28 protein-coding genes are annotated in these 26,435 nt (G+C 66.7%); 15 read left to right on the top strand and 13 right to left on the bottom strand.

Annotated features, from left to right (window positions below; translation table 11 throughout):
- Positions 1-85 precede the first annotated feature (85 nt).
- The 6 genes from A5760_RS15800 to A5760_RS15775 are packed head-to-tail and all read left to right on the top strand — an operon-like array spanning position 86 to position 4,283.
- Positions 86-1,132 carry a zinc-binding dehydrogenase gene (locus tag A5760_RS15800; RefSeq protein ID WP_064882802.1) on the top strand — a complete coding sequence of 349 codons (1,047 nt, stop codon included), beginning with the start codon at positions 86-88 and terminating at the stop codon, positions 1,130-1,132.
- Positions 1,133-1,187: 55 nt separating this feature from the next.
- A complete protein-coding gene (locus A5760_RS15795) occupies positions 1,188-2,063 on the top strand; it encodes a DUF427 domain-containing protein (protein ID WP_064882359.1) in 876 nt (291 codons plus the stop codon).
- On the top strand, positions 2,060-2,491 hold the full coding sequence (locus tag A5760_RS15790) for a VOC family protein (RefSeq protein ID WP_064882358.1): 432 nt from the start codon (positions 2,060-2,062) through the stop codon (positions 2,489-2,491). Before A5760_RS15795 ends, A5760_RS15790 begins: the two co-directional genes overlap by 4 nt.
- Positions 2,492-2,529: 38 nt before the next feature.
- Positions 2,530-3,123: a TMEM175 family protein gene (locus A5760_RS15785; RefSeq protein WP_231122646.1), complete on the top strand. Its 594-nt coding sequence runs from the start codon at positions 2,530-2,532 to the stop codon at positions 3,121-3,123.
- A gap of 2 nt (positions 3,124-3,125) precedes the next feature.
- On the top strand, positions 3,126-3,812 hold the full coding sequence (locus tag A5760_RS15780) for a haloacid dehalogenase type II (protein ID WP_064882357.1): 687 nt from the start codon (positions 3,126-3,128) through the stop codon (positions 3,810-3,812).
- 3 nt (positions 3,813-3,815) lie between these two features.
- A complete protein-coding gene (locus A5760_RS15775; RefSeq protein ID WP_064882356.1) occupies positions 3,816-4,283 on the top strand; it encodes a cupin domain-containing protein in 468 nt (155 codons plus the stop codon).
- On the opposite strand, the gene A5760_RS15770 is transcribed toward A5760_RS15775, so the two are convergent.
- Positions 4,277-4,675, bottom strand: a complete 399-nt coding sequence (locus A5760_RS15770; RefSeq protein ID WP_064882354.1) for a VOC family protein — start codon at positions 4,673-4,675, stop codon at positions 4,277-4,279. The two genes, A5760_RS15775 and A5760_RS15770, sit on opposite strands and share 7 nt — an antisense overlap.
- Before the next feature lie 145 nt (positions 4,676-4,820).
- On the opposite strand from A5760_RS15770, the gene A5760_RS15765 reads away from it, so the two are divergent.
- Both A5760_RS15765 and A5760_RS15760 read left to right on the top strand, forming a co-directional pair.
- Positions 4,821-5,648, top strand: coding sequence for a GntR family transcriptional regulator (locus tag A5760_RS15765; RefSeq protein ID WP_064882352.1), 828 nt, complete (start codon positions 4,821-4,823; stop codon positions 5,646-5,648).
- 115 nt (positions 5,649-5,763) lie between these two features.
- Entirely contained in the window at positions 5,764-6,231 is a 468-nt protein-coding gene (locus A5760_RS15760; RefSeq protein WP_064882350.1) for a hypothetical protein, read from the top strand.
- A 12-nt stretch (positions 6,232-6,243) separates the two neighbouring features.
- On the opposite strand, the gene A5760_RS15755 is transcribed toward A5760_RS15760, so the two are convergent.
- Complete coding sequence (locus A5760_RS15755; protein ID WP_064882348.1) at positions 6,244-7,317, bottom strand: NAD-dependent epimerase/dehydratase family protein; 1,074 nt, start codon at positions 7,315-7,317, stop codon at positions 6,244-6,246.
- Positions 7,318-7,463: 146 nt separating this feature from the next.
- Here A5760_RS15755 and A5760_RS15750 point away from each other — a divergent pair, with 146 nt between their 5' ends.
- Together A5760_RS15750 and A5760_RS15745 are read left to right on the top strand one after the other, a co-directional pair.
- Positions 7,464-8,279 (top strand): lysophospholipid acyltransferase family protein, encoded by an 816-nt coding sequence (locus A5760_RS15750; protein WP_064882346.1) that lies wholly within the window; start codon positions 7,464-7,466, stop codon positions 8,277-8,279.
- Positions 8,280-8,307: 28 nt separating this feature from the next.
- Positions 8,308-9,723 carry a wax ester/triacylglycerol synthase family O-acyltransferase gene (locus A5760_RS15745; protein WP_196772101.1) on the top strand — a complete coding sequence of 472 codons (1,416 nt, stop codon included), beginning with the start codon at positions 8,308-8,310 and terminating at the stop codon, positions 9,721-9,723.
- On the opposite strand, the gene purQ is transcribed toward A5760_RS15745, so the two are convergent.
- The 3 genes from purQ to A5760_RS15730 form a co-directional block, all read right to left on the bottom strand.
- On the bottom strand, positions 9,690-10,364 hold the full coding sequence (purQ, locus tag A5760_RS15740) for a phosphoribosylformylglycinamidine synthase subunit PurQ (protein WP_064882341.1): 675 nt from the start codon (positions 10,362-10,364) through the stop codon (positions 9,690-9,692). The genes A5760_RS15745 and purQ overlap by 34 nt on opposite strands.
- A complete protein-coding gene (gene purS / locus A5760_RS15735) occupies positions 10,361-10,600 on the bottom strand; it encodes a phosphoribosylformylglycinamidine synthase subunit PurS (protein WP_064882339.1) in 240 nt (79 codons plus the stop codon). The genes purQ and purS overlap by 4 nt, the downstream gene beginning before the upstream one ends.
- Before the next feature lie 62 nt (positions 10,601-10,662).
- Positions 10,663-11,397, bottom strand: coding sequence for an ATPase (locus tag A5760_RS15730; RefSeq protein WP_196772100.1), 735 nt, complete (start codon positions 11,395-11,397; stop codon positions 10,663-10,665).
- On the opposite strand from A5760_RS15730, the gene A5760_RS15725 reads away from it, so the two are divergent.
- Positions 11,374-12,012 (top strand): MBL fold metallo-hydrolase, encoded by a 639-nt coding sequence (locus A5760_RS15725; protein WP_064882334.1) that lies wholly within the window; start codon positions 11,374-11,376, stop codon positions 12,010-12,012. The two genes, A5760_RS15730 and A5760_RS15725, sit on opposite strands and share 24 nt — an antisense overlap.
- A gap of 24 nt (positions 12,013-12,036) precedes the next feature.
- Here the strand turns inward: A5760_RS15725 and A5760_RS15720 are convergent, their stop codons facing one another.
- Positions 12,037-13,704 carry an FAD-binding dehydrogenase gene (locus tag A5760_RS15720; RefSeq protein ID WP_064882332.1) on the bottom strand — a complete coding sequence of 556 codons (1,668 nt, stop codon included), beginning with the start codon at positions 13,702-13,704 and terminating at the stop codon, positions 12,037-12,039.
- A 47-nt stretch (positions 13,705-13,751) separates the two neighbouring features.
- On the bottom strand, positions 13,752-14,456 hold the full coding sequence (locus A5760_RS15715; RefSeq protein ID WP_064882330.1) for a DUF2334 domain-containing protein: 705 nt from the start codon (positions 14,454-14,456) through the stop codon (positions 13,752-13,754).
- A gap of 156 nt (positions 14,457-14,612) precedes the next feature.
- Here A5760_RS15715 and A5760_RS15710 point away from each other — a divergent pair, with 156 nt between their 5' ends.
- Positions 14,613-16,232, top strand: coding sequence for a DHA2 family efflux MFS transporter permease subunit (locus A5760_RS15710; RefSeq protein ID WP_231122645.1), 1,620 nt, complete (start codon positions 14,613-14,615; stop codon positions 16,230-16,232).
- Positions 16,233-16,371: 139 nt separating this feature from the next.
- On the top strand, positions 16,372-17,982 hold the full coding sequence (locus tag A5760_RS15705; protein ID WP_064882326.1) for a DHA2 family efflux MFS transporter permease subunit: 1,611 nt from the start codon (positions 16,372-16,374) through the stop codon (positions 17,980-17,982).
- Between the two features lie 4 nt (positions 17,983-17,986).
- Here A5760_RS15705 and A5760_RS15700 read toward each other — a convergent pair whose 3' ends face one another.
- Complete coding sequence (locus A5760_RS15700) at positions 17,987-18,550, bottom strand: TetR/AcrR family transcriptional regulator (RefSeq protein ID WP_064882325.1); 564 nt, start codon at positions 18,548-18,550, stop codon at positions 17,987-17,989.
- A 92-nt stretch (positions 18,551-18,642) separates the two neighbouring features.
- Here A5760_RS15700 and A5760_RS15695 point away from each other — a divergent pair, with 92 nt between their 5' ends.
- Positions 18,643-19,089: a DoxX family protein gene (locus A5760_RS15695; protein ID WP_064882323.1), complete on the top strand. Its 447-nt coding sequence runs from the start codon at positions 18,643-18,645 to the stop codon at positions 19,087-19,089.
- On the opposite strand, the gene A5760_RS15690 is transcribed toward A5760_RS15695, so the two are convergent.
- Together A5760_RS15690 and A5760_RS15685 are read right to left on the bottom strand one after the other, a co-directional pair.
- Positions 19,018-21,180, bottom strand: coding sequence for a S9 family peptidase (locus A5760_RS15690; RefSeq protein ID WP_064882321.1), 2,163 nt, complete (start codon positions 21,178-21,180; stop codon positions 19,018-19,020). The two genes, A5760_RS15695 and A5760_RS15690, sit on opposite strands and share 72 nt — an antisense overlap.
- On the bottom strand, positions 21,177-22,067 hold the full coding sequence (locus tag A5760_RS15685) for a phosphoribosylaminoimidazolesuccinocarboxamide synthase (protein ID WP_064882319.1): 891 nt from the start codon (positions 22,065-22,067) through the stop codon (positions 21,177-21,179). Before A5760_RS15685 ends, A5760_RS15690 begins: the two co-directional genes overlap by 4 nt.
- Before the next feature lie 52 nt (positions 22,068-22,119).
- Here A5760_RS15685 and A5760_RS15680 point away from each other — a divergent pair, with 52 nt between their 5' ends.
- On the top strand, positions 22,120-22,740 hold the full coding sequence (locus A5760_RS15680) for a hypothetical protein (protein WP_064882318.1): 621 nt from the start codon (positions 22,120-22,122) through the stop codon (positions 22,738-22,740).
- Here A5760_RS15680 and A5760_RS15675 read toward each other — a convergent pair.
- From A5760_RS15675 to purB, 3 genes are read right to left on the bottom strand one after another with little or no spacing between them, the layout of a single operon-like run.
- The gene (locus A5760_RS15675; RefSeq protein ID WP_064882316.1) at positions 22,705-23,727 is read right to left on the bottom strand and encodes a tellurite resistance/C4-dicarboxylate transporter family protein; all 1,023 of its coding nucleotides are present in this window, start codon (positions 23,725-23,727) and stop codon (positions 22,705-22,707) included. The genes A5760_RS15680 and A5760_RS15675 overlap by 36 nt on opposite strands.
- Complete coding sequence (locus tag A5760_RS15670) at positions 23,724-24,992, bottom strand: cytochrome P450 (protein WP_064882315.1); 1,269 nt, start codon at positions 24,990-24,992, stop codon at positions 23,724-23,726. Before A5760_RS15670 ends, A5760_RS15675 begins: the two co-directional genes overlap by 4 nt.
- Positions 24,989-26,407 carry an adenylosuccinate lyase gene (purB, locus tag A5760_RS15665; RefSeq protein ID WP_064882313.1) on the bottom strand — a complete coding sequence of 473 codons (1,419 nt, stop codon included), beginning with the start codon at positions 26,405-26,407 and terminating at the stop codon, positions 24,989-24,991. Before purB ends, A5760_RS15670 begins: the two co-directional genes overlap by 4 nt.
- Positions 26,408-26,435: the final 28 nt, after the last annotated feature.

Raw genomic sequence — 26,435 nt, 5'->3', positions numbered from 1 at the left:
CCATAATAATGGGTCAGTTGGCCCATTATTATGGGCCGTCGCCAGCCGGCGTCGTCGCCAGCCAACGGTTATGAAAGAGGCATCGATGTCCACAATCGAGTCACCTCAGTTGCCAACCGCGCCGGCGGTCGTACGGGAGCAATCCGGTGGGCCAACCATGCGGGCGATCGTCTTGGAGAAGTTCGGCGGTCTGGACAGCCTGGTCTACACCGTCATCCCCAAGCCGCTGCCCAAAGACGGCGAAGTCGTAATCGCGGTCAAGGGTTTCGGCATCAATCACGCCGAGATCCACATGCGTCGCGGGGAATGGGCGGAGGCGGCCGAGGTCAGCGGGATCGAATGTGTGGGCGTCGTCGACTCGTGCCCGGGCGGCGAGTTCCCGGTCGGGGCCAAGGTCGCGGCGCTGATGGGCGGTCTCGGGCGCACCATCAACGGGAGCTACGCCGAATACACCCGCGTCCGCGCGGCCAATGTCGCGCCCATCGAATCCGACCTGCCGTGGTCGCAGCTGGCGGCGCTGCCGGAAACCTATGCGACGGCGTGGACGTGCCTGTACCGCAACCTGAATTTGACCGCGGGACAAACGTTGGTGATCCGCGGCGCGACGTCGGCATTGGGTCAGGCCGCACTGAAGATGGCGGTGATCACCGGCGCCAATGTCGTTGCCACGGCCCGCAGCCGTGAACGCTTCGGCATGCTAAAAGAACTGGGCGCGACCCGTGTCGAGGTGGAGCGCGGCGACCTCGCCGCCCACATCGCGGAAGCCAACCGCATCGACGCCGTCCTCGACCTTGTCGGTAACAGCACCATCCTCGACTCCCTGGACATGCTGCGCCGCGGTGGCACCGCCTGCCTCGCCGGATGGCTGGGGGGCCTGGCACCCATCGGCGACTTCAACCCACTCGCGCGAATGGCCAGCGGCGTGAACTTCAGCTTCTTTGCCAGCCCCGTGTTCGGCAATCCCGGATTCCCGGTATCGGATGTGCCTTTTGGTGAAATCGCCCAGCAGATCGCCGATGGCAAGCTCCACGCGACACCGGCGCGGGTCTTCTCCTTCGACGACATCCGCGAAGCGCACCGTGTCGCCGAGACGGGTGAAGCCGCAGGAAAGCTCGTCGTCGTCATGGAGTGATGCCGGGCCCTGAACACCACTGCGCGAACGAGTTGCAGAAAAGGACGGGCTCCACATGGGTTTGGCATGGCAACAAGGCCCGCTGGCGACGGGATCACTCGGACACTTTCTCACCGAACAGCCGATGCCACCGCGGCTGTTGTTCGCCGAACCGTTGCGTCGCCGGATGCGGGTGCGCTTCGCGGATCGGTGGATCGCCGACAGCGGCGACGTGATTCTCTTACACGAACCAGGCCGCTACCCGGTCGCCTATTTCCCCCGCGGTGATATTGAAGAGGGAACGTTGCTCGCCGAGGATCGGGTGACGCAGCACCGCGACCTCGGGGCCACCCAGTGGTTCACCGTCAGGGCATCGGGACGCGAGACCAACCACAGCGCCTGGGAACACGCTGGCTTGCCCGCCCATGCGGCGGTGCTTGGTGGCCGGGTCGCGTTTGCCTGGCGTGCCATGGATGCCTTCTACGAAGAAGAAGAACGGATTGTCGGGCACGCCGCCGATGCCTACCATCGCATCGATATTCGTTCTACCGCACGGCATCTCGTTGTCCGGGCCGGCGACCAGGTGATCGTCGACACGCATCGCCCGTTGGCGCTGTATGAGTCCGGCTTTGCGCCCAGATGGTACGTTCCGCGCGAAGATATCAACGAGTCGGCGCTCAAACTCATTGATATCCAGACGTTTTGCCCATACAAGGGAATCTGCTCCTACTATGACATCGGCAGCCACCAGCGCGCGGCCTGGTCTTACGTCGACGCTTGGACGGAGGTAGCACGGGTCCGCAATCTGGTGTCCTTCGAACCCGACAAAATCGATGTGAGCCTTGACGGCAAGCAACTTCAGCTCGAGCCCGGCCAAACTGTCATTCCACACGGAGTCGACCGCGGGCTCGACACAGACGAGGTGTTAGGGCAGAGCCGGAGCGCCTCGTGAGGGCGTCCGTCGAAGTTATCATCCTGCCCGTCGCGGATCCCGATCGCTCGCTCCGGTTCTACCGTGACCAGGCTGGCTTCACCCACGACGTCGATTACGCCCCCACCCCCGAGTTCCGGGTCATCCAGTTGACGCCAGAGGGCTCGGGCACCTCGATCCAATTCGGTGTGGGCATGACCGATGCGCCGAGCGGCTCGGTGCGGGGCCTATACCTGGTGGTCTCCGACATCGAGGCCTGTCGCGCAGAGCTGACCGGTCACGGCATAACCGTCAGCGAGATACGCCACAAGGACACCGACGGCGGGTGGAGCGGCAGGTTCCTCCCAGGAACCGACCCGGATCGCGGTGACTACGCGAGCTTTGCCGACTTCCGCGATCCTGACGGCAATGCTTGGGTGGTGCAGGAGCGGAACTATAAGCCGGCCTGAAAATGGCTCAGGCGCATCGCGGCAGATGGGAGGTAGCGGTGGCGGAAGGAGACACCACTCCTGAGCGGGTGCGGGGGTTCTCGGACGGCGTGTTCGCCGTGCTCATCACGATCCTGGTGCTGGAGCTCAGGCCGCCGAGCGCCCACGGGTTCCGCGCCCTGTTGCCGCTGTGGCCCACCGGGCTGAGCTATGTGGTCAGTTATCTGTTCATCGCGATCGTCTGGGTCAACCACCATCACCTGTTGAACTACGCCCAGGTCGCGACGCCGCGGTTGGTGTGGTCGAACTTTGCGCACCTGTTCTCGGTGTCGCTGATCCCGTTCACCACCGAGTGGATCGCCGACAGCAGGCTGGCCGCGGCGCCGGTGTCGCTGTACGCCGCGGTCTTCGTCCTGGTCAACATCACCTACCTCGCCCTGTGCTGGGAAGCGGTCGATCGGCCCACCCACGAAGACGTGTCAGCGCGGATGCGAAAGCTGCTGCAGATGAGGTCGTTCATCACGCTAGGCGTGTTCGTGACGGCGGCGCTGGTCGCCTTGTGGTGGCCGGTGGCGGCAATGGTGTTGATTGTGTTGTGCCTCGTGGGGTATCTCCGACCGGATATTCCGCAACGAAAGAATGTCGAGCACTAGCCATGGCAACACCGTCCGTCCTCGTCTTCGACGTCAACGAGACGTTGCTCGACATCGAGTCCATCGCACCGCTTTTCGGCGAGCTGTTCGGTGACGAGCGGATGCTGCGCGAATGGTTCGCGCAGCTCGTCATGTACTCGATGTCCATCACGTTGGCCGGCAACTACGTGACGTTTCCGGTGCTCGCCCAGGGCGTGCTGCGGATGCTGGGTGACATCCACCAGGTGAACGTCACCGAGAACGACGCGGACCGCCTGAAGACCGCGCTGCTCACCATGCCGGCACACCCGGACGCCGTCGACGGGCTTGCCGCGCTGCGTGACAACGGATTTCGGCTGGTGACCCTGAGCAACTCCCCGCCCAATCCGGACGGCCCGACGGCACTGCAGCATTCCGGGCTGGCGGGCTTCTTCGAACACCAACTCAGCGTCGACGCCCGCGGCGTCTTCAAGCCCTCGGCCGCCGTCTACCGATATGCGTGCGAGACGCTCGGGGTGGCTCCCGCGGACTGCAAGATGGTCGCCGCACACGTGTGGGACACCATCGGTGCGCAGAGTGTCGGATTCAGTGGGGCTCTGATCACCCGGCGCGGCAACGCGCCGCTGCCGGTGGACGGCCTGCCGCAGCCCGACATTGTCGCCAGGGATCTGCGCGAGCTCGCCGAGCGCCTCGGATCCCGCGATAATTGACCCATGGCCACCACAGACGGATTCCATCCAGACTTCGACGACGCGGCAGCGCCCGCCGCGCGCAACCGGGTACGCCACATCAAGGCGTCGGAAATCAGCTCCGACACAGCACAATCGGAGGGGCTACGGCGCTTCGCCGCCCTGTCCGGCAGCTCGGTCGGCGCGGAGAAGATCTGGATGGGCGAGACGCACGCGTCGCCGCGATCGGCTTCGGACAACCACCATCACGGTGACTCGGAGACCGCCATCTATGTGCGAAGTGGCAACCCGGAATTCGTCTTCCATGACGGCACCGAAGAGGTCCGCATCGCCGCCGCGCCCGGCGATTACGTCTTCATCCCGCCGTTCCTGCCGCACCGGGAGGAAAACCCCGACCCCGACACCACCGCCGAGGTGGTGATCGCACGCAGCAGCCAGGAGGCCATCGTGATCAATCTTCCGGCCCTGTATCCGCTGGCCGACCCTCAGTAGACGGCGATCTCGATCAGGTTGCCGTCGATGTCACGGCAGTAGTGCGAGGTCATCGCACCCAGCGCCCCAATCTTGGTGACCGGTCCGGAGATCACGTCCACGCCACACGCGGCGAGGTGGGCGCGAACGTCATCCGGACTGGCGCGGGTGACGAAGCACAGGTCTGCGGAACCGGCGGCCTCGACTGCCCCGGTGGACCAGTCGGGATCGTCGGCGAGAGCGCCCACCGGTCGCAGATTGATCTTCTGATCCCCGAAGCACAGCGCCGTTCGCTGCGACGGCCCGAACGTCTCGCGCCGCGTGCCCAACACCCGCTCGTACCACGCGGCGGTGGCCTCGACGTCGCGACAATTCAGGACAATGTGGTCGAACCGTTCCACGGTGAACGCCACCTTCGGTCCTCCTGACCCGCGCAAACGGTCCACCCGTCTGTAAACGCGCGAAAAGCATTCGCTACCAGACTAATCCGGCCGTCGGGCCGCCGGCACGGGGACGCATTGCTTTACGCCCCGCGCATAGAACGTTTTAATACATCTCGTGGCTCCCGATCAGCTGGACCTTGACGTCGCCGACCTCCGGATATCCCGTGGCAGCGTGCCGGCCAGCACCCAACTCGCCGAAGCCCTCAAGGCGGCCATCGTCAAACAGCGTCTGCCCCGCGGCGCGCGATTGCCCACCGAGCGAGAGCTCATCGATCGCACTCGCGTGAGCCGGGTGACCGTGCGCGCGGCGGTCGGGCTACTCGAGCGCCAGGGATGGCTGGTCCGAAAGCAGGGCCTGGGCACGTTCGTGGCCAACCCGGTCAAACAAGAACTCGGGCCCGGCGTGCGCACCATCACCGAGGTACTGGCCGGCTCCGGCATCACGCCGAACGTCGACGTCCTGTCGCATCGCGTCGAAGACGCTCCGCAACGGGTTGCCGAAGTACTGGGCCTGCCCAAAGTCCTGTGCGTGCACCGGCGTTTTCGCGACGGCGACCAGCCGCTCGCCCTGATGATCGCCTACCTGCCACCGGGCTTGGGCACGGCCGTAGAACCACTGCTGAAATCCGCAACCGACGAGCAGACCGCGCAGGCGATGGAAAGCACCTACACGATGTGGGAGCGCCGGCTGGAAGTACCGATCTCCCGAGCCAACTATGAGATCCATGCGGCCGGCGCAACGCTGGAAGTGGCCGGCGCTCTGAACCTGCCGCTGGGGTCTCCCGTCCTGGTGCTCGAACGCACCAGCTACGGCCATGACGACAAGCCCCTCGAGGTCGTGGAATTCCACTACCGCCCCGAGAGGTACAGGTTTTCGGTCACGCTGCCGCGCATCGTGCCCAGCCCCGGCGCCGGCATCGTGGAACGGCGCGAGCCCTGCTGACCGCGGCAAAACCCCTGCCAGCCGGCGCTCACTCAGCCGATTCTCAACAGATTCTTCGGTGCCGCTTCGCTCGTCTCCAAGCATTCCCAAAGCCACGGGGCGCACCATCGAACTCATGACGAATGAGCAGCTGTGCGCGAACCTGGTCGAACGTTACCTGCGCACCCGCGGGCGGCGATATTTTCGCGGCCACCATGACGGCGAATACTTCTTCGTCACCAACGCTCCGCGGCGCTTGCACGTTCACTTCGAGATCTCGCCCGCGCACGACGACGTGTTGATCATCCGTGTCACTCCCGGATGCTATTTCCCGGCGGCCGACCGCCCGTGGCTGACGTACTTCAGCGACCGGTGGAACCGCCTCGACCGCGAGGTCACCGCGATCGTGCACGGTTCGTCGGACCCGCAGCGCATCGGCGTGACGGCCCGAAAGTCGCAATGGATCCGAAACGACGTCTCCTTCAACGATTTCGCTTCCTTCGTCGACCGGACCGTCGCGGATGCCACCGAGCTGTTCGGTGAGCTGGGCCCCACTGCAGAATTGCCTTCCACGGAACGGCCGTTGCTGCGCGACGCCGGCTGAAGTCCGGGCGGGCTACCTACTCCACGGAGCATCCGGGCGCGGCTCACCCAACTTGGTCCGGATCGCGCCCCACGGGTCCGCGTAGCGTCCGGGCGTATCCCGATAGGCCGCACGACTTTTGAGGAACCGTCGCGCCAGCGGCGAGATCAGCCGCATCGGGTAACGCCGCCATCCGGCGGCGGCTCGCATCTCGGCGACCATGTCCGGCCACGAGTGGCGCTGGAACTGAAGAGCCTGCTGGGCACGAACCGTATCCATCCAGTCCGTGACAAACCAGTCGTCGTCGCTGTCCGGATCGCCAGGCCGGCCAACGGGCAAAACGTCGACCAGACCGCGCGCGGCGGCCAGCGCCTTACCGACGTCCCCCTGCCGAAGCAGGTGCGACTCGTCACCGGCGATCAGCAGCGTCTCACCGGCGACGTCGGCGGTGACCGCAGCGGCGAACGCGCGCGCGACATCGCGGACGTCGACGGTGTGAATGCGGCCATCGGCTGGCAGGGCGCTTTCGAAGAACAACGCATCGGCACTGAACGGCATCGCGTCCGGTTCGACGCTTATCACCCCGGCCAGGCGCAAGATCACCCACTCGAGATCCGAAGATCGGAGGTGCTGTTCCGCTTCGGCCTTGTGTGCGCCGTACAGATCGGCCGGCTTCATCGGGGAGTCCGGGCGCAACAGCTCGTGATGCCGGTGCGGGTTGCGCGCGCCGTACACGGCGTTGCTCGACGCCTGAATGAACCGCATCGGACGGGGCCTCGACTGCGCCGCGCGTAGCAGCGTGACGGTCGCGTCGACGTTGACGCGGCGCCCCAGCGCGGCCTGGCGGTAGATGACCGGCGGGATCACCGCGGCCAGGTGAACAATGGCGGTGGGCGACACCTCGGCCAGTAGCCGATCAACCTGGCCCGGATCGGTCAGATCCGCCCAATGCGCCTCGGCGCCGGCCGGCAGCGCTCCCGCCGCTTTGCGCTGGGCGGCAGTGCCCAGGTCGGTCGCGACGACGCGATAGCCGTCGGCAACCAACCGGCGTACCGTTTGCGAGCCGACGAGCCCGAAACCCCCAGTAACCAGAACCTTTTCGGACATGCTCCCCCAATTGCGCGGCTTCCTCCAGCAAACGATTATGACATTCTCTTTAATGGAGAGTAACATATGTCAACCGGGGGCTGAGGTTTGAGACGGGCGTCACACCGGCAACAACTAGCAAAGAGCAGAACGGACGGCGGGGAGCCATGAAGGGCAACGGTGTGGACGCGGCGGACAATCACGAAACTGCCAAATGGGATCCGGCCTTCACCGAACAGGTGGCGAAAGTGCTCGGACCGCCCATCAAGCGGTATTACCGGGCCGAGGTGCGAAACATCGACAACGTCCCGTCCTCGGGCGGAGCCCTGGTGGTTTCCAACCACTCGGGTGGCATGCTGACCCCGGACGTGCTGATCTTCTCCCCCGCCTTCTACAACAGGTTCGGCTACGACCGCCCGGTCTACACATTGGCCCATTACGGACTGTTCATGGGGCCGTTGGACGGCTGGCTGCGCCGCCTCGGCGTCATCGAGGCCAGCCGCGAAAACGCCGCCACGGCCCTGCATTCCGGCGCGGTGGTGCTGGTGTTCCCCGGCGGCGACTACGACTCCTACCGGCCGACCTTCAGCGCGAACACCATCGACTTCAATGGCCGCACCGGCTACGTGCGGACCGCCATCGAAGCCGGGGTGCCCATCGTGCCGGCGGTGTCCATCGGCGCCCAGGAGACGCAGCTGTTCCTGACCCGGGGCAACTGGCTGGCCCGCAAGCTGGGGCTAACCAAGGCGCGGATGGACATCCTGCCGATCAGCGTCGGATTCCCCTTCGGGCTGAGCGTGATCTTCCCGCCCAACGTGCCCCTGCCGGCAAAGGTCGTCACCGAGGTGCTCGAGCCGATCGATATCACCGCCGAATTCGGCAATGACCCCGACGTCGACGAGGTCGACGCCCACATACGCGGCGTCATGGAAGCCGCGCTGCAGCGGCTCGCCGGCCAGCGCCGGTTCCCGATCCTGGGCTGACGGCGTCCGGGGCCGCTGGAGGTGGCGTGTGAAAAGACTCAACGGTATGGACGCGATGCTGCTCTACAGCGAGACGCCCAACCTGCACACGCACACACTGAAGGTGGCCGTCATCGACCCCGCCGACTCAGACGGCGAATTCGGTTTCGAGGAGTTCCGTCGCCATGTGCGTCGCCGACTCCATCTACTAGAACCGTTGCGCTACAAGCTTGTTGACATTCCCTGGCATCTACATCACCCCATGTGGCAGGAGAACTGCGACGTCGACCTGGACTATCACCTGCGGCGGGTGCAGGTGCCCGCGCCGGGTGGCCGGCGCGAGCTCGATCAGGTGATCGGCGAAGTGGCGTCCACTCCCCTGGACCGTAGTCGCCCGCTGTGGGAGTTCCATTTCGCCGAGGGGCTGGCCGGTGGCCGATTCGCCTTGATCGGCAAGGTTCACCATGCGCTGGCCGACGGTGTCGCCTCGGTCAACCTGCTGGCTCGCGCGATGGATCTGCGCGACGGGCGCACCGAAGAGCGCGACAACGACGAGGCCGGCGTCAGCACGTCCAATGCCGACCTGTTGCGTGCGGCGGCGCGCGACCACGTCCGGCAGATCGGTGAACTGCCCAGGCTGCTCAGGGACGCGGCCGTCGGGATGATGCGGGTGCGCCGCCGGTCCAGAGAGCGCGGGGATCACCCCGACCTGGCCGACGCGTTCGACGCACCGCCGACGTTCCTCAACCATCTCGTCTCGCCGCGGCGCTGGTTCGCCAGCACGTCGTTGTCGCTGCGGGAGGTCATAGCGACGGCAAAGGCGTTGGGCATCACGGTGAACGATGTGGTGCTGGCGATGGTGGCCGGCGGGCTGCGGACGCTGTTGCTGGCTTACGACGGCGCGGCCGAGCGCCCGATCATCGCCTCGGTGCCGACGGCCACCGACAAGTCGGACCGGATCAGCGGCAACGAGATCAGCGGTCTGATGATCTCGCTGCCGGTCCATGTCGGCGACCCGATGGAGCGGGCCCGGCTGGTCGCCCTGGCCACCAAGATCGCCAAGGAAGACCACGAGGTCCTCGGCCCGGAGCTGTACGGAAAAATGATGGCCTACCTCCCGGCCGCATTCGCGCCCGCCGCATTTCGGTGGCTGGGCCTGCGTGACGCGCCGAACAAGCTGATGAACGTCGCGGTGTCCAGCGTGGTGGGGCCGCGCGAGCGCGGCCACTTCGGCGGCGCGGCCGTCAGCGAGATCTATTCAACCGGCGTGCTGTCACCGGGCGCGCCGGTCAACATCACCGTGTGGAGTTACGTGGACCGACTCGGCGTCGCGGTGCTCACCGACGACCGGACGTTCAACGACCCGCACGAGGCGACGGATGCCATTGCCGCGTCATTCGCCGAATTGCGCGATGCCGCAGGCGTTTCCGCTCAGCCGGCGAGCACGCCGTCCAGCACGGAATAGAACAGGCCCAGGCCGTCGTCGGAAGGCCCGGTCAGTGCCTCGATGGCGTGCTCGGGATGCGGCATCAGGCCCACCACGCGGCCGTTGGCGGAACTGACCCCGGCAATGTTGTGCAACGACCCGTTGGCGTTCTCGTGGTAGCGGAACACCACCCGCCCCTCGCCCTCGAGCTCCTCGATCACCTCGGCCGGTGCCACGTAGCGTCCCTCGCCGGACTTCAGCGGGACCAGCAGATCGGCGTCGGGCTCGAAGCGCGACGTCCAGGCCGTCGAGGTCGAGGCCACCCGCAGCCACACGTCGCGGCAGATGAAGTGCAGGCCCACGTTGCGGGTCAGCGCCCCGGGCAGCAGTCCGGCCTCGCAGAGCACCTGAAAACCGTTGCAGATGCCCAACACTGGCATGCCGCGCCGGGCGGCCTCCACCACCTCGGCCATGACCGGGGCGAACCTGGCGATCGCGCCGGCCCGCAGGTAGTCGCCGTAGGAGAAGCCGCCGGGCACCACCACGGCGTCCACACTCCGCAGATCGGCGTCGGCATGCCACAGGTTGACCGCCTCGGCGCCGACCCGCCGCGCGGCGCGGGCGGCGTCCACGTCGTCGAGTGTGCCGGGGAAGGTGATGATCCCGATGCGTGCCGTCACGGCGTCTCCCGGCTGATCGTCCAGTCTTCGATCACGGTGTTCGCCAACAGCGATTCCGCGATCTCGGCGAGCGCCGAATCGTCGACGCTGTCGTCCACTTCGAGCTCAAACCGCTTGCCTTGCCGCACTTCTGAGATTCCCGGATGTCCGAGGCGACCCAGCGCGCCCACAATCGCTTGTCCTTGCGGGTCGAGAATCTCCGCTTTGGGCATCACGCTCACGATCACCCGGGCCACCGGCGCTCCTCCTCAGTTGGCGTTGTCGGCGCCAACTCTACCGGCGAAAGCGCAGCTCGGGGTCACGGGCACGAGGCTATGTAGGCCTCGCACAGGGGTGCGCTCATGGCATTGAGCACCGGATCGTCCGCCATCGCCGGCCAGGCCGTCTGCGGCGGGGCGGTCGACCAGAGCGCGACCTCGCTGATCGTGCTGCTGGCCGGGTTGGCGAACAGATAGATGTGCATCACCACCGGGCCGCTGATCACGGCGGCCATCCGATTCGATTCGTCGGTGGTCAGCGACGGAGACTCCTGCGGTGCACGCTGCTGGCAGGCCCGCAGCGCGGCGACGGCGTTGCTGAACGCCGTGGTCGCGATCGCGCCACCGCGCGAGGTGTCACCGCGCCAGTGCAGGACCTGGGCCTGCAGCTGCCATTGCCCGTCCGGATGCTGCGCCGTCGCGCGGGCCGCCACGGCCGAGTCGCGGGGATCCTGGGGAATCGCCGGCGCGGCGCACAGCTCCTCGAACCGGAACCGCGGACCGGGCGCCGAACCGGTGGTCTGCGCGGCCTGGCCGGCCAGCGCGGGCCAGTGGTACACGCCGTCCAGCGGGACGGCGTGCTGATCGATCCACGCGGTGTTCGGGATCCGGTCGCACAGTCCCGGGCAAGTCTCCGGGTCGGCGTGCGCAGGAACGACGACGATCAGAGCAACTGCGAAACTGCCGGCGACCAGCATCGTGGCCAGGATCACGCGCATCGGCAGCTTGTCCATCAAGGCACAATCGTAGATATGCAACTGACGCATTTCGGCCATTCGTGCCTACTTGCCGAGTTCGACCACACCCGCGTGCTCTTTGACCCCGGTACCTTCGCGCACGGATTCGAGGGAATCACCGGCTTGACCGCCATCTTGATCACCCATCAGCATCCCGACCATGTCGACGCCAAACGGCTGCCGGCATTGCTGGAGGGTAACCCGGATGCGGCGCTTTACGCCGATCCGCAGACCACCGCGCAACTGGGCGCGCCCTGCCGCGAGGTCCACGTCGGCGACGAGCTGCACATCGGTGAGCTGACGGTTCGCGCGGTCGGCGGCAAACACGCGGTCATTCACCCGGAAATCCCTGTGATAGAGAACATTTCGTTTCTGGTGGGCGATGCCGGCCATCGTGCCCGGCTGATGCATCCCGGTGACGCGCTCTTCGTGCCCGGCGAGCCGGTGGACGTCTTGGCCACCCCGGCGGCCGCGCCGTGGATGAAGGTGTCCGAGGCGGTCGATTACCTGCGTGCCGTGGCTCCGGAGCGCGCCGTTCCCATTCACCAGGGGATCATCGCCCCGGATGCGCGGGGCATCTACTACGGACGCCTGACGGAGATGACCAGCACCGACTTCCAGGTGTTGCCCGAGGAAGACGCCGTCACGTTCTAGCGGCCGGTTGGCCCCCGTCCGCGGCTAGGTGATGTCGTCGGCGGCGCCGCGACCGGCGGCGCGGCCGGAGAAGATGCAGCCGCCCAGAAAGGTGCCCTCCAGGGCGCGGTAGCCATGCACGCCGCCACCGCCGAACCCGGCCACCTCGCCGGCGGCGTACAGACCGCTCAGTGGCGTGCCGTCGTCCTTCAACACCCGTGAGGCAAGGTCGGTTTCGATGCCGCCCAACGTTTTTCTGGTCAGGATGTGCAGCTTGACCGCGATCAGCGGTCCCGCCTTCGGATCGGTCAGCCGATGCGGCGCCACCACCCGGCCCAGCCGGTCGCCCAGATACTTGCGCGCCGCGTGGATCGCCGTGATCTGCCCGTCCTTGCTGAACTTGTTGGCCACCTCCCGATCTCGGGCGGTGACCTCGGCCTCCACCGTGGCGTAGTCCAGCGGCTGCACGTCGGGCAGCTTGTTCATCGCGGTCACCAGGTCGCGCAACGAGTTCGCGCTGACGAAGTCCACACCGCGGTCGACAAACGCCTGCACCGGCCCCGGCGGCCCGGAACGCGCCCGGTTTCGCAGCAGCTCGCGGACGCTCTGTCCGGTCAGGTCGGGATTCTGCTCCTGGCCGGACAGCGCGAACTCTTTCTCAATGATCTTGGCGTTCAACACAAACCAGGTGTAGTCGAACCCGGATTTGGTGATGTGCTCCAAGGTGCCCAGCGTGTCGAAACCGGGGTAGAGCGGGACCGGCAGCCGCCTGCCGCTCGCATCCAGCCAGAGCGAAGACGGACCCGGAATGATCCGGATCCCGTGCAGCGGCCAGATCGGGTCGTAGTTGGTGATGCCCTCGGTGTAGTGCCACATCCGGTCGGGGTTGATCACCCGCGCGCCGGCCCGCTGCGAGATGGCGATCATCCGGCCGTCGACGTGCGCCGGCACCCCGCTCAGCAGTTGCTCGGGAACGCGGCCCATGCGTTTCGGCCAATTCTTGCGCACCAGTTCATGATTGGCGCCGATGCCGCCGCTCGTCACGATCACCGCGTCGGCGCGAAATTCAAACTGCCCTATCGGTTCTCGCGACGACGCGACGCCCCTTGGCGTGGCCGAGGGCTCCAGCACGGTGCCCCGGACGCCGGTCACCGCCTCGCCCTCGACGATCAGCTCGTCGACCTGATGGCGGTGCGCGAACCGGACCGACGCGCGGTCGCGCAGTTGGCGGGCGAAGATCTCGACCAGCGCGGGCCCGGTGCCCCAGGTGATGTGGAACCGGGGAACCGAATTGCCGTGTCCCTGTGCGTCATAGCCGCCACGCTCGGCCCAGCCCACCAGCGGGAAGAGCTTGAGCCCGCGCGAGCGCAGCCAGCTGCGTTTCTCCCCGGCGGCGAAATCGACGTAGGCGTGCGCCCATTGGCGTGGCCAGTAGTCCTCGGGACGGTCGAAGGCCGCCGAGCCGAGCCAGTCCTGCAACGCGAGTTCATGGCTGTCGCGGATACCCAACCGGCGCTGCTCGGGACTGTCGACGAAGAACAGGCCGCCGAAGGACCAGAAGGCCTGCCCGCCCAGGTTGGCGCTGTTCTCCTGATCGACGATGAGTACCCGTAAGCCGCGATCCACCAGTTCGCAGGCGGCGACCAGGCCGGCCAGGCCCGCCCCGACGACGATGGCATCAGCGTCGAACCCCGCAACCGAAGAATCGCTCATGTCGGACCAGGGTAGTGCTCCGACGAGCAGGTCAGACAGTCGCTTCGTCAGGCGGCGTCGAGCACCGCTTTGGCCGCCTCCCAGCGATACACGGTGGGTGTGCAGGCGTGCATCAAGGCCAGGTCGACCGCGTCCACCATGGCCTGGAGCGGCCCGGGCTTGCGCAGGTGACGAGCCGCCACCGCAACCCGCACAATGCCGCCGCGGCGAGCGATCCGCTCGGCGGACAGCACCACCATTCGGCACCACCACGGCTCGGTGAGGAAGCCTTCGCCGATGCCGAGGACGCGTGCGCGCACGGTGTTGTGGCGGACCAGGTCGGTGATCCCATGCAGATCGGCCAGCAAGCGGAATCCGTTGTCCGGCAATGCTTTCACAACGCCGGGTGACACCACCCAGCCGGGCGCGGCGAATAGCCGGGTACGCAGCCCGAGGTGCTCGAGCACCCGGTCGGCGGCCATCAATCGCAGATTTGCCTCGTGCGCCCGCAGAATCGCGAATTCGCCGCGGCGCTTCTTGGTGGCGGCGTCGTCGTAGCCGTGCAACACGATGGCGTCGCCGCCGGCGCGACGGGTGGTCAGCCAGTCGACGGTTTGTGGGTCGCGGTCGAGCCGGTAGTCACCGGACAGGCGGGGAGCCACCAGCAACGACACCGGTACCTTGCGGGCGTCCATTTTCGCGCAGAACGCCTCGACGTCGGGAAGGGTGCGTTCACCGATCCCCGAGACCGAGACGATCAATTTTCCAGACACACCAGCAGTTTGCCGATCCCAAGTGTCGGAATGGTGAAGGACACGCAGACAGCAGGCGTATATGCACGCGCCCAAGCGCGATAACTGATTTCGGCGGCTGTCAGGCCTGGGCGGGCCACATCCGCCGCGAGCGTCAGCCGATGTGATCAGTTCGATATGCTAAGCAACGCCATGGATGAGGCCTCGTACGCAGCGGCCAAAACGCCGCTGCCCCACGCCCCCACCGGGCAGCCGGGTGTCGAGGAACGGGAATATCCCGACAAGCTCGATGCCGCGCTGTTGCGGATCTCCGGTGTGTGCATCTTGGCCACCGTGATGGCGATCCTGGACGTCACGGTCGTCAGCGTCGCGCAGCGCACCTTCATCGACCAATTCGCGTCCTCACAGGCCGTCGTGGCCTGGACGATGACCGGCTACACCCTCGCCCTGGCGACCGTGATCCCGATAACCGGGTGGGCGGCGGACCGGTTCGGCACCAAACGGCTCTTCATCGGTTCCGTGGTGGCGTTCATACTGGGCTCGCTGCTGTGTGCGGTTGCCGCAAACATCGTGCAGCTCATCGTCTTTCGCGTGGTGCAGGGAATCGGCGGTGGCATGCTGCTGCCGTTGGGATTCATGATCTTGACCCGCGAAGCGGGCCCGGGACGGCTCGGGCGCCTGATGTCGATCCTGAGCATCCCGATGCTGCTCGCCCCGATCGGCGGGCCGATCCTGGGCGGCTGGCTGATCGACACCTCGAGCTGGCGGTGGATCTTTCTGATCAATGTGCCGATCGGGTTTCTCACCATCGCGCTGGCCGCCGTCATCTTCCCGCGGGATCACCCGGCCCGGTCGGAGACCTTCGACGCCGTCGGCGTGCTGCTGCTCTCGCCGGGTCTGGCGATGTTCTTGTTCGCGGTGTCCTCCATCCCGGGCCGCGGCACCGTGGCCGACCGCCACGTGGCGATACCGGCGGTGATCGGGCTGGCATTGATCGCGGGCTTCGTCGCGCACGCGTGGCATCACGCCGACCACCCGCTGATAGACCTGCGGCTCTTCCGCAACCCCGTGCTCACACACGCCAACGTGACGATGCTGGTGTTCGCCGGCGCATTTTTCGGCGCGGGCCTGCTGCTCCCGAGTTATTTCCAGCAGGTGCTGCACCAGACGCCGATGCAGGCCGGCGTGCACATGATTCCCCAGGGGCTGGGCGCCATGCTGACCATGCGGCTCACCGGACCGCTGGTGGACAGGCAGGGCCCGGGCAAGATCGTGCTGGTCGGGATCGCGCTGATCACCGCCGGCCTCAGCGCCTTCGCCTTCGGGGTGGCCACCCAAGCCCACTACCTGCCCATCCTGCTGGTCGGGCTGGCGATCATGGGCCTGGGCATGGGCTGCACGATGATGCCGCTGTCGGTCGCCTCCGTGCAGGCGCTGGCGCCCCATCAGATCGCCCGGGGAACGACGCTGATGAGCGTCAGCCACCAAGTGGGCGGCTCGATGGGAACCGCGCTGATGGCGGTGATCCTGACGAACCAGTTCAATCGGAGCCCCGACATCGTCGCAGCAAACAAGCTCGCCGCCCTGCACCAGAAGGCGGCGGCCAACGGAGTGCCGGTCGATCCGTCGGCGATACCCGCGCAGTCGCTTGCCCCCGGGTTTTGGAGCAATGTGGTGCACGATCTTTCGCACGCCTATACCGCGGTATTTGTGATCGCCGTCGTGCTGGTGGTGTGCACCTTCATTCCGGCGTCGTTTTTGCCGAAAAAGCCGGCATCCGAAACGGCCGGCGAATAATACAATCTCCCGATAACCGCGCGACCAGGCCCTTTGTCGGTTAAGCGACAGTGCAGGACGCAATATCCGCGGTGCAAATTACACGCGTGCGAATAAGCGGATACGGGTAAAAACCTTCTGCCGGGGCAACCCTGTGGATATGCTCAGCGGCGCCATGCAGAAGACCCGCTCCGCAGCTTTCAGTGTCCCGTCGCCCGCCGGCCCGGGATCGCCGCTGCGCACCGACGAATACCCCGAGAAGCTGGACGCCGCGCTGTTCAGGATCGCCGGGGTGTGCGGCCTGGCCTGCATCATGGCGGTGCTGGACAGCACCGTCGTCGCCGTCGCGCAGCGCACCTTCATCGCGCAGTTCGGGTCCACCCAGGCCATCGTCTCGTGGACGATCGCCGGCTACATGCTCGCGTTCGCCACCGTGATCCCGATTACCGGATGGGCGGCGGATCGGTTCGGCACCAAACGCCTGTTCATGGGCTCGGTGCTGATCTTCACACTGGGATCGCTACTGTGCGCGATCGCACCAAACATACTGTTACTCATCCTGTTTCGGATAGTCCAGGGCATCGGCGGCGGCATGCTGTTGCCGCTGAGCTTCGTGATCCTGACGCGCGAGGCGGGACCGAAGCGGGTCGGCCGCCTGATGGCGGTGGGCGGAATCCCGATTCTGCTCGGCCCCATCGGCGGGCCCATCCTGGGTGGCTGGCTGATCGGCGCCTACGGCTGGAAGTGGATCTTCCTGGTCAACCTGCCGATCGGGCTGACGGCCTTCGCCCTCGCGGCGATCATGTTCCCGAAGGATCGCTCGGCCCCGTCGGAGGCGCTCGACATCACCGGCGCGCTGCTCCTGTCGCCCGGCGTTGCGATCTTCTTGTGCGGGGTGTGTTCGATCCCGGGTCGACACACGATCGCCGACCGCTACGTGCTGGTCCCAGCCCTCCTCGGCCTGGTTCTGATCGCCGCGTTCATCCTGCACGCCTGGTATCGCACCGATCACCCGCTGATCGACCTGCGATTGTTCCGGAACCCGGTGGTCACCCAAGTCAACGTGACGCTGCTGGTGTTCGGCGCCGCCTCGGTCGGCACCGGCCTGCTGGTGCCGAGTTTCTTCCAGATCGTCGGCCACGAGACGCCGATGCAGTCCGGTCTGCACATGCTGCCGATCGGGATCGGCGCGGTGCTGACCATGCCGCTCGGCGGAGCCTTCATGGACAAGCGCGGGCCCGGCAACATCGTGCTGATCGGGCTGCCGCTCATGGCGGTGGGGCTGGGTGTCTTCACCTACGGCGTCGCCAGGCAGGCCGCCTATTCACCGGTCCTGGTGACGGGGCTGGCGATCATGGGGCTGGGCATCGGCCTCACCACCACGCCGCTCTCCGCGGCACTCATGCAGGCTCTGGCCCCGCATCAGGTCGCCCGCGGGACGACGCTGATCAGCGTGAATCAGCAGGTTGGCGGGTCGATTGGGGCCGCGCTCATGGCGGTGATCCTGACCAATCAGTTCAACCGCAACGAGGCCCTGATGGCGGCGAACGAGATGGGCGGGGCGCGCCCGGGCGCCGGTAAGCACAGCCTGCCGGATCCGTCCGCCGTCCCGCGACAGCCGCTTGCCCCCGACCTGGCCAGCCACGTGTCGCACCACCTGGCGCACGCCTATACCGCGGTGTTCGTGCTGGCCGTCGTGCTCGTGGCATTCACCATAATCCCGGCATCGTTCTTGCCGAAGAAGGCGCCGAGCCAGCCGGCCGGCGAATAGCGCGTCACCCGGCGAACAGCATCGTCGCGATCCGTCGCACCGTTTCCATTGGGTCGGTAGCCCTGATCTGATCGTTGACGGCGTCGTTGAGCCACAGCGTCGCAAATCCGTGCACCAGCGACCACGCCGCCAACTCGGCGCCACGGGGGTCGGCGCGTGCGTCGGGATCCTGCAGCGTCGCCACCCCGCGAGCAAGCTCCGTGGCGGCGGCTGCCTCGGCCGCCGCCAGCTCCGCGTCTGACGCATCGAGCAGCGACTTGTCGAACATGATCCGGTAGTGGCCGGGGTGGTCGATGGCGAATCGCACGTAGGCGAGTGCGGCGCCGACGAAGTCGCCGCGGGCGTCGACCAGAGCCTGTGCCAGCAGCGCAAAGCCGTGTGCGGCCAGCGCGGTGAACAGACCCCGGCGATCGGTGAAGTGGTGCGCCGGTGCGGCGTGGGAGACGCCGGCGGACCGGGCCAATTCGCGCAGCGAGACGCCGTCGGCGCCGCGCTCGGCGACCAGCCGCGCGGCCTCGGCCAGGATCACCGCGCGCAGGTCGCCGTGGTGGTAGGTCTGCCGACTCATGGGGCCAGCATACCGGCAATCTTGACATTGACTAGATAGAGGTCTAGCTTTAGCAGCGGCAATCTTGTCACTGTCTAGATTAGGAGGTCGCGATGGCGCCCTTGATCACCCTGCTGGTGGCCAGCGTCCTCGCGCGGGCCGTCGGCTGGCTCGGCGTGGCCTACGTCGGCAACTGGACGGCCGCCATCGCCGTCGGGCTGGCCGCGATGTTCGTGCTGACGGGCATCGCGCATTTCGCCCCGCCGATGCGCGCCGACCTGGTCGTGATCGTTCCGCCCCGGCTGCCCGCACCCGGCCTTCTGGTCACCCTGACCGGCGTGCTGGAGTTGCTGGGGGCGGCCGGATTGCTGTTGCCCGCCACCCGGGTGCCGGCCGCGGTGTGCCTGCTGTTGCTGATGCTGGCCATGTTCCCGGCCAACATCTACGCGTCCCGGATGCCCGACCCGCCGAAATCGATGACGACCCGGCTACCGCTGCGGGTCGGCGCCGAGATCGTCTTCCTGGCCGCCGCCGTAGCGGTCGCCGTCGGCGGCCGCTAACAGCCACGCGTATTGGAAGGCGGCTTCCTCCCAGCCCTTGTAGCGGCCGCTGACGCCGCCGTGTCCGGCATTCATCTGGGTCTTCAACAGGACCGGACTGCCGTCGCCATTGGCATGGCGCAGCGCCGCGACCCACTTGGCCGGCTCCACGTAGTAGACCCTCGTATCGTTCAGCGACGTCATGGCCAAAATCGCCGGATACCGCTTGGCCTCGACATTCTCGTACGGTGAATAGGACTTCATGTAGGAGTAGACATCCTTGTCCGCCAAGGGATTTCCCCATTCGTCCCACTCGGTGACGGTCAGCGGCAAGGAGGGATCCAAGATGGTGGTCAGCGGGTCGACGAACGGGACCTGCGCGAGAATGCCGGCGAAGAGCTCCGGCGCCAGGTTGGCCACCGCTCCCATCAGCAATCCGCCGGCGCTACCGCCCAGCGCCACCAGCTGACGCGGCCGGGTGACGCCGGAATCCACCAAATGCCTTGCGACCGCGACAAAATCGGTGAACGTGTTCCTCTTCTCCAACAGCTTGCCGTGCTCGTACCACAGCCGGCCCATCTCACCGCCGCCACGCACGTGGGCGATGGCGAACACCATGCCGCGGTCCAGCAGCGACAATCGGGCGATGGAGAAGCTCGGGTCGGTGCACAGCTCGTAGGCGCCGTAGCCGTAAAGCAATGCCGGCGCAGGGAATTCAATGCCGGCGCGGTGCACGATGGACACCGGGATCCGGGTGCCGTCGTCGGCAACCGCCCAGTCACGCCGTTCCACGTAGTCGTCGGGCCGGTAATCGCCGAGTACGGGCTGCTCGCGCAGCAAGGTGCGTTCGCCGGTGGCGAGGTCGATGTCGTAGACCCGGGCCGGAACGACCAGCGATCCCGCCCTGATCCGCAGCTTGGGCGCCTCCCAGTTGGGGTTGCCGGCCGGCCCGGCCGTCATCAGCTCGGAGTCGAACGAAATCTCTTCGGGCTCACCATATGTGCCGTCGGCGTTGATGGGCCACAGCTGCATCCGGGGCAGCGCCTCACGCCGGTAGCTGACGACCAGGAGGCCGGCGAAAGCGTCGACCCCATCGAGCCGGACGTCGTCGCGGTGCGGGATCAGGGTGCGCTGCTGTGTCGGATCGCTGACCGGCGCCTCGGTGAGGGTGAAGTTGACGGCGCCGTCGTTGTGAAGAATCAAGAACCGGTCCTGCCCGCCGATGACCGCGTGCTCGACCGCGTACTCGACGCCCTCGCGGCGCGGCAGCACGACGGTGAACTGTGCCTGCGGGTCGGCGGCGTCGGCGTAGCGGTACTCGGAGGTGATCGAGGATCCCGAGGCGATGAAGACGTAAGCCTCGCTGCGAGTGAGTCCCACACCGAGCCAATACTTTTCGTCCTCTTCGTGATAGACCAGCTCAGCCTCGTCGCCGGAGCCCACCCGATACCGCCACACTTTGTCGGGGCGGTGCGCGTCGTCCAGGGTCAGGTAGTACACGGTGCGGTTGTCGGCGGCCCACGTCGCACCCGCGCCGATATCGGCGATCTCGTCGGGAAACAGCTCGCCGGTGCGTAAGTCCTTGAACCGCAACGTGTAACGCTCGTCGCCGAGGGTATCGACGGAGTATGCCAGCAGGTTTCCGTCGAGGCTCACCGTCGCGGCCCCCAGGGAGAAGAACTCGTGTCCCTCGGCTTCGGCGTTGGAATCGAGCAGGATCTGCTCACCCGGGATCTCGGTGTTCTCGTCCAGGGTCGGCGGATCCCAGTCGTCGGGTCCGCTTATCGGACAACGGCATTGCACGCGGTATTGTTTGCCCTCGTAGGTGCGCGCGTAATACCACCACTCACCCTGCCGGGTGGGCACCGAAAGATCCGTCTCCTTGGTGCGCGCCTTGATCTCGTCGAAAATCTGCTGCCGCAGCGGTTCGAGGTGGGCGGTCATCTGGTCGACGTAGGCGTTCTCCGCCTCGAGGTAGGCGATGACTTCTGGGTTGGTCTTTTCGCGCAGCCACTCGTACGGGTCGACGAAGACGTCGCCGTGGTGCTCACGCCGACTCTCCACCCGCTTGGCGACCGGGGGCACCGAGCCGTCCAGGTGCATTTCGGTCATGCGCTGGGGCCGATCCAGTCGTTGAAGCTCAGGCCGGAAATGCGTTCGTAAGCATCGATATAGCGATCGCGGGTGGCGTCGATGATGTACTTCGGCAGTGGCGGCGGAGGTTGTGTGCCGTGGCGGTCCCATTCGGACTCGGGCCCGGTCAGCCAGTTGCGGACGAACTGCTTGTCGAAGCTGTTCTGGACGACGCCGACCTGGTACTCGTCGGCCGGCCAGTACCGCGACGAATCCGGCGTGAAGATTTCGTCGGCGAGCAGCAGGTTGCCGTCGCGGTCGGTGCCGAACTCGAATTTGGTGTCCGCGATGATGATTCCCTTCCGGAGCGCGTGATCGGCGGCCTGCACATAGGTCTGTAGGGTGCGGTCGCGCAGTTGGTTAGCGGGCACGGCACCGACCATCTCGATGACCCGGGCGAAGGGGATGTTCTCGTCGTGGTCGCCCAGTGCGGCTTTCGTCGCGGGGGTGAACAGCGGTTCGGCGAACCTGCTGGCTTCGACCAGTCCCGGCGGCAGCGTGATGCCGCAGACCGTTCCGGTCGCCTGGTAGTCCAGCAATCCCGAACCGGTCAGGTAGCCGCGCGCCACACATTCCACCGGGAGCATCTCCAGCTGGCGCACCACCAACGCGCGGCCCAGCACCTCGTCGGGGATGCGTGGGTCGTCGGGCGGCCCGGCCAAATGGTTGGGGGCATCGACGAGGCCGAAGAAGAAGACGCTCATCGCGGTGAGGATGCGGCCCTTGTCCGGGATAGTGCTGTCCAGGACGAAGTCGTACGCCGAGATCCGGTCGGTGGCGACGAGCAGCAGGTGTTCGTCGTCGACGCGATACAGCTCGCGGACCTTGCCGCTGGCCAGGTGCTGGTAGTCGGACAGTGCAGGCATCCGGTCAGCCTATCGGGCACCTGCAAATGCGCTTTGTGCTGGGATCGGGGCTATGACACTGCGGTTTCTGCCCTACTCCACCAGGCCCGGCCGGCTGGCCGTCCAGCTGTTCAGCGACTTGGCCGTCGTCATCTGGACCGTGCTCTGGCTGCTCGTCGGGCTGGCCGTCTACGACGCCATCGCCACCATCGCCGACGCCGGCCGGCAGGTGGAGAGCGGCGCCAACGGAATCGCCGGCAACCTCGAGTCGGCCGGCCACGGCGCCCAGCACATCCCGGTGGTGGGCGACACGGTCAGCAAGCCGCTCAACTCCGCCAGTCATGCCGCGCTGGACATCGCCGGCGCGGGCCACGATCTGGACAGCGCGGCGAGCTGGCTCGCGGTGCTGCTCGCGATGGCCGTAGTTGCGGTCCCGATCCTCATCGCGGCGCTGCCGTGGTTTTTTCTGCGGCTGCGATTCTTTCGGCGCAAGTTGACGGTGACCGCACTGGCCGCGACCCCGGCCGGTGCGCAATTGCTTGCGCTGCGCGCGCTGACCAACCGCCCGCCCCGGAAGTTGATCGCCGTCAGCGCGGATCCGGTCGGCGGGTGGCGCCGTGAGGATCCGGCCACCATCGGGGCCCTGGTCGCGCTCGAACTACGGTCGGCCGGCATCGCGCTGCGCGGGAGCTAGCAGCAGCGCCCGCGCCACCAGCAACAGCCCGGCGACGACCACAATGATCCAGGCGGCCAACGCATCCCAGAAGAACACCAGCGAGACGGTGAGCAGCGAGTGCTGGCCGAGCTCGACCGCCATCGCGAAGCTGGCCGCGGAGTACATGCCCAGCGGGAACACGAACGCCCACCACACACCGGTGAATTGCAGCATGTTGGGATGCCGCCTGATGCGGTGCAGTGCAAAGTAGATCAGCGGCGGTATCCACAGGGTGGCCGTCACCCAGGTCACGATGCTGAGCGCGCGTACCGGACCGGCCAGCCAGGCGGGAGCCACGGCATGGATGTTGTCGCCGGCCAGCGTCGCAATCGCCATGCCGCCCATCAGGATCCAGGTGTCGGGTTCGAAGCCGTCGCGGTCCTGGCGTTCGTTGACGACACGCCAGAGGGTCAGCCACGTCATCAGGCCGTAGATGCACAGCGCCGCCACCCACCCGGCCACGGCCACCGCCAGCCACCAGTGATGTCCGGTGTGTCGTGCCGCCCGGGCGATCACGATCGCCAAGCCGGAGGCGCCCACGCTGCCCAGCTGCCAGGGGCCGTGGGCGCGGTCGCGCAGCTCTGTCCACCGGTGCGCCAACATGTTTCGTGCGCTGAACAGGATCAGCACCACCCAGGACGCCAGGGCGACCGCGCCGAGCACCCGCGCCACCCACACGTTGGACGACAAGCGGGTGTCGATCACCGCGCAGGCGGCGACGAAAGTGATCAGGCGCAGGGTGACGTCAGGATCGGTCATGTCCCACCCCAGCTTCTGGCCGGGAATGGCGACCTTCGCGACGACCAGGCCAACCAGAAGCAGCAGCCCGACAGTGGCGATGACGCCCATCGTGTCGCTGATCAGCCGGTATCCATGATCGTGCGCGCCGATCGACAAGATTCCCGTCGCCATCACCGCGGCGAACGCATCGGGTGAGGGCTCGACATCGGCGAACCGGATCGTCACGGTTGTTCGCGTAGCTCCACGACGAGATGCCGAATGCCGGTGTGCCGATTGCTGCGGGCCCATTCGATCGGCCGGACGACTTGGACCCCGCCGAACCGGGACAGCAGCTCCTCGAACAACACCCGTAGCTCCAGCCGGGCCAGGTTGGCGCCCAGGCAATAGTGCACACCCTGGCCGAAGCCCAGATGCGGGTTGGGCTTTCGGGCGATATCGAACTCGTCGGCGTTCTCGAACACGCCGGGGTCGCGGTTCGCCGAGCCTTCCCAGATCTGTATCTTCTGCCCGGCCTCGATCGACTGCCCGCCCAGCGTGACGTCGCGGGTGGCGGTGCGGCGCTTGGACGGCGAAGGCGACGTCCACCGCACCATCTCCTCGACCGCCGTCGGCAGCGCGTCGAGATCGCCGCGCAGTGACCGCAATTGGTGCGGATGATCGGCCAGCGCCAGCAGGCCGCCCGCGACGGCGTTGCGGGTGGTCTCCGCACCGGCGCTGAACAACAGGCTGAAGAACAGGTACAGCTCGAGGTCCGACATGGCGGATCCGTCGTCGCCACCGGGGCCGTCCAGCATCGCGTTCGCCACCACCGACAACATGTCGTCGGTCGGGTTCTCCCGCTTGGCCGCGATCAGCTGCTGACCGTACTCATACATCCGCGACCCGGCCGCTGCGTCTCTTTCGGAGACCGACAGCTGCGACAGTGCGGCCTTGCGCGAGCCGCCGAAATCGAATTGCGGCTCGATCGCCTCGAACAGCCAATGCCGTTCGGATTCAGGCACTCCCAGCAGGATACAGATCATCTGCATCGGCAATTCGGCGGCGATGTCGACCAGGAAGTCGAACGGCTCGCCCGGCACCACCGCGTCCAGCAGCCGACGTGCCCTGGTCCGCAGGTCGTCCTCGACCAGCCGGATCATCCGCGGTGTCAGCCCGGAGCTGACCAGCCGCCGAATCTGCGAATGCCGCGGGTCGTCCATCATGTTGAGCACCTGACCCGCGATGGCCAGGTCCTGCAACAGCGTGCCACCATACGGGCGCGGGCCACCGGTGACCGATGAATACGTCACCGGATCCTTAAGCACCTCAAGCGTTTCCACGTAGGTGGCCACCGACCAGAAGCCTTCGCCGTCCGGGGTGTTGTCGGTCGGTGCATGCCAATACACCGGCGCCTCACGGCGATGGATCGCGAACAGATCGTGCGGAAATCCGTTGGCGAAGTTGTCCAGATCGGTGAAGTCGATCTCCGCGAGCGCACCGGCCAGCGTCACAGGATCGCACCCGGGGCGTACTTGGCCGCGTCCGGGTAGCGGTTCACCAGAGCGTCCACCTGCGCCGCCACCTCGTCCACCTGGTCACCGGCGGCGCCGGTGAACGCCTTCTTGTCGGCCAGCGCGGCGTCCAGCGCCGCCCGGTCCAGCGGCAACCGCTCGTCGGCCGCCAGCCGCTCCAGCAGGTCGGGCTCGGCGCCGTGTTCGCGCATGGCGAGCGCGGTGGCCACCGCATGTTCGCGGATCACGTGATGCGCGGCCTCGCGACCGACGCCGGCACGCACCGCGGCGATCAAGACCTTGGTGGTGGCCAGGAACGGCAGGTAGCGGTCCAGTTCGCGACTGATCACCGCCGGATAGGCCCCGAACTCGTCGAGCACCGTCAGGAACGTCTCGATCTGCCCGTCGATGGCAAAGAAGCTGTCCGGCAACGCCACTCGGCGCACCACCGAACAGAACACATCGCCCTCGTTCCACTGCGCGCCCGCCAGTTCGGCGGCCATCGAGGCGTAACCGCGCAGCACAACCTGCAACCCGTTGACCCGTTCGCAGCTGCGCGTGTTCATCTTGTGCGGCATCGCCGAGGAGCCGACCTGTCCGGGCGCGAATCCCTCGGTGACCAGTTCATGCCCGGCCATCAGCCGGATGGTGTGCGCCAGCGACGACGGCCCTGCGCCCAGCTGCACCAGCGCCGAGAGCACGTCGTGGTCCAGCGAACGCGGATACACCTGCCCGACGCTGGTCAATACCGTTGCGAATCCAAGGAATTCGGCGACGCGGCGCTCGAGGTCGGCGAGCTTGGCCCCATCCCCGTCCAGCAGGTCGAGCATGTCCTGCGAGGTGCCCATCGGGCCCTTGATGCCACGCAGCGGGTAGCGGTCGATCAGCTCTCGCAGCCTGGTCAACGCGATCAGCGTCTCCTGTGCCGCCGAGGCGAACCTCTTGCCCAACGTGGTGGCCTGTGCGGCGACGTTGTGGCTGCGTCCGGCCATCACCAGGTCGCGGTAGGCCACGGCCCGCTCGGCGAGCCGCGCGGCGACCGCCACGCCGTGACCGAAGACCAGTTCCAGCGAGCGCCGGATCTGCAGCTGCTCCACGTTCTCGGTCAGGTCGCGACTGGTCATGCCCTTGTGCACGTGCTCGTGACCGGCCAGCGCATTGAATTCCTCGATGCGCGCCTTGACGTCGTGGCGCAGCACCCGTTCGCGGTCCGCGATCGACGCCAGGTCGACGTCGTCGATCACCCGCTCGTAGTCGGCGATCGCTTCGGAAGGCACCGATACGCCCAGTTCCGCCTGCGCGCGCAGCACCGCCAGCCACAGCCGCCGCTCCGCGACGACCTTGGCCTCCGGCGACCAGATCGCGACCATCTCGGCACTGGCGTACCGAGTGGCCAGCACATTCGGAATGCTCACTTGGTCCTCACGAACACACAGCTTACGG

The organism is Mycobacterium colombiense (assembly GCF_001665835.1).
Lineage (GTDB): Bacteria > Actinomycetota > Actinomycetes > Mycobacteriales > Mycobacteriaceae > Mycobacterium > Mycobacterium colombiense_A.
The sequence above is the reverse complement of the archived record's forward strand: the minus strand, read 5'-3'. Positions and strand labels throughout refer to the sequence as shown.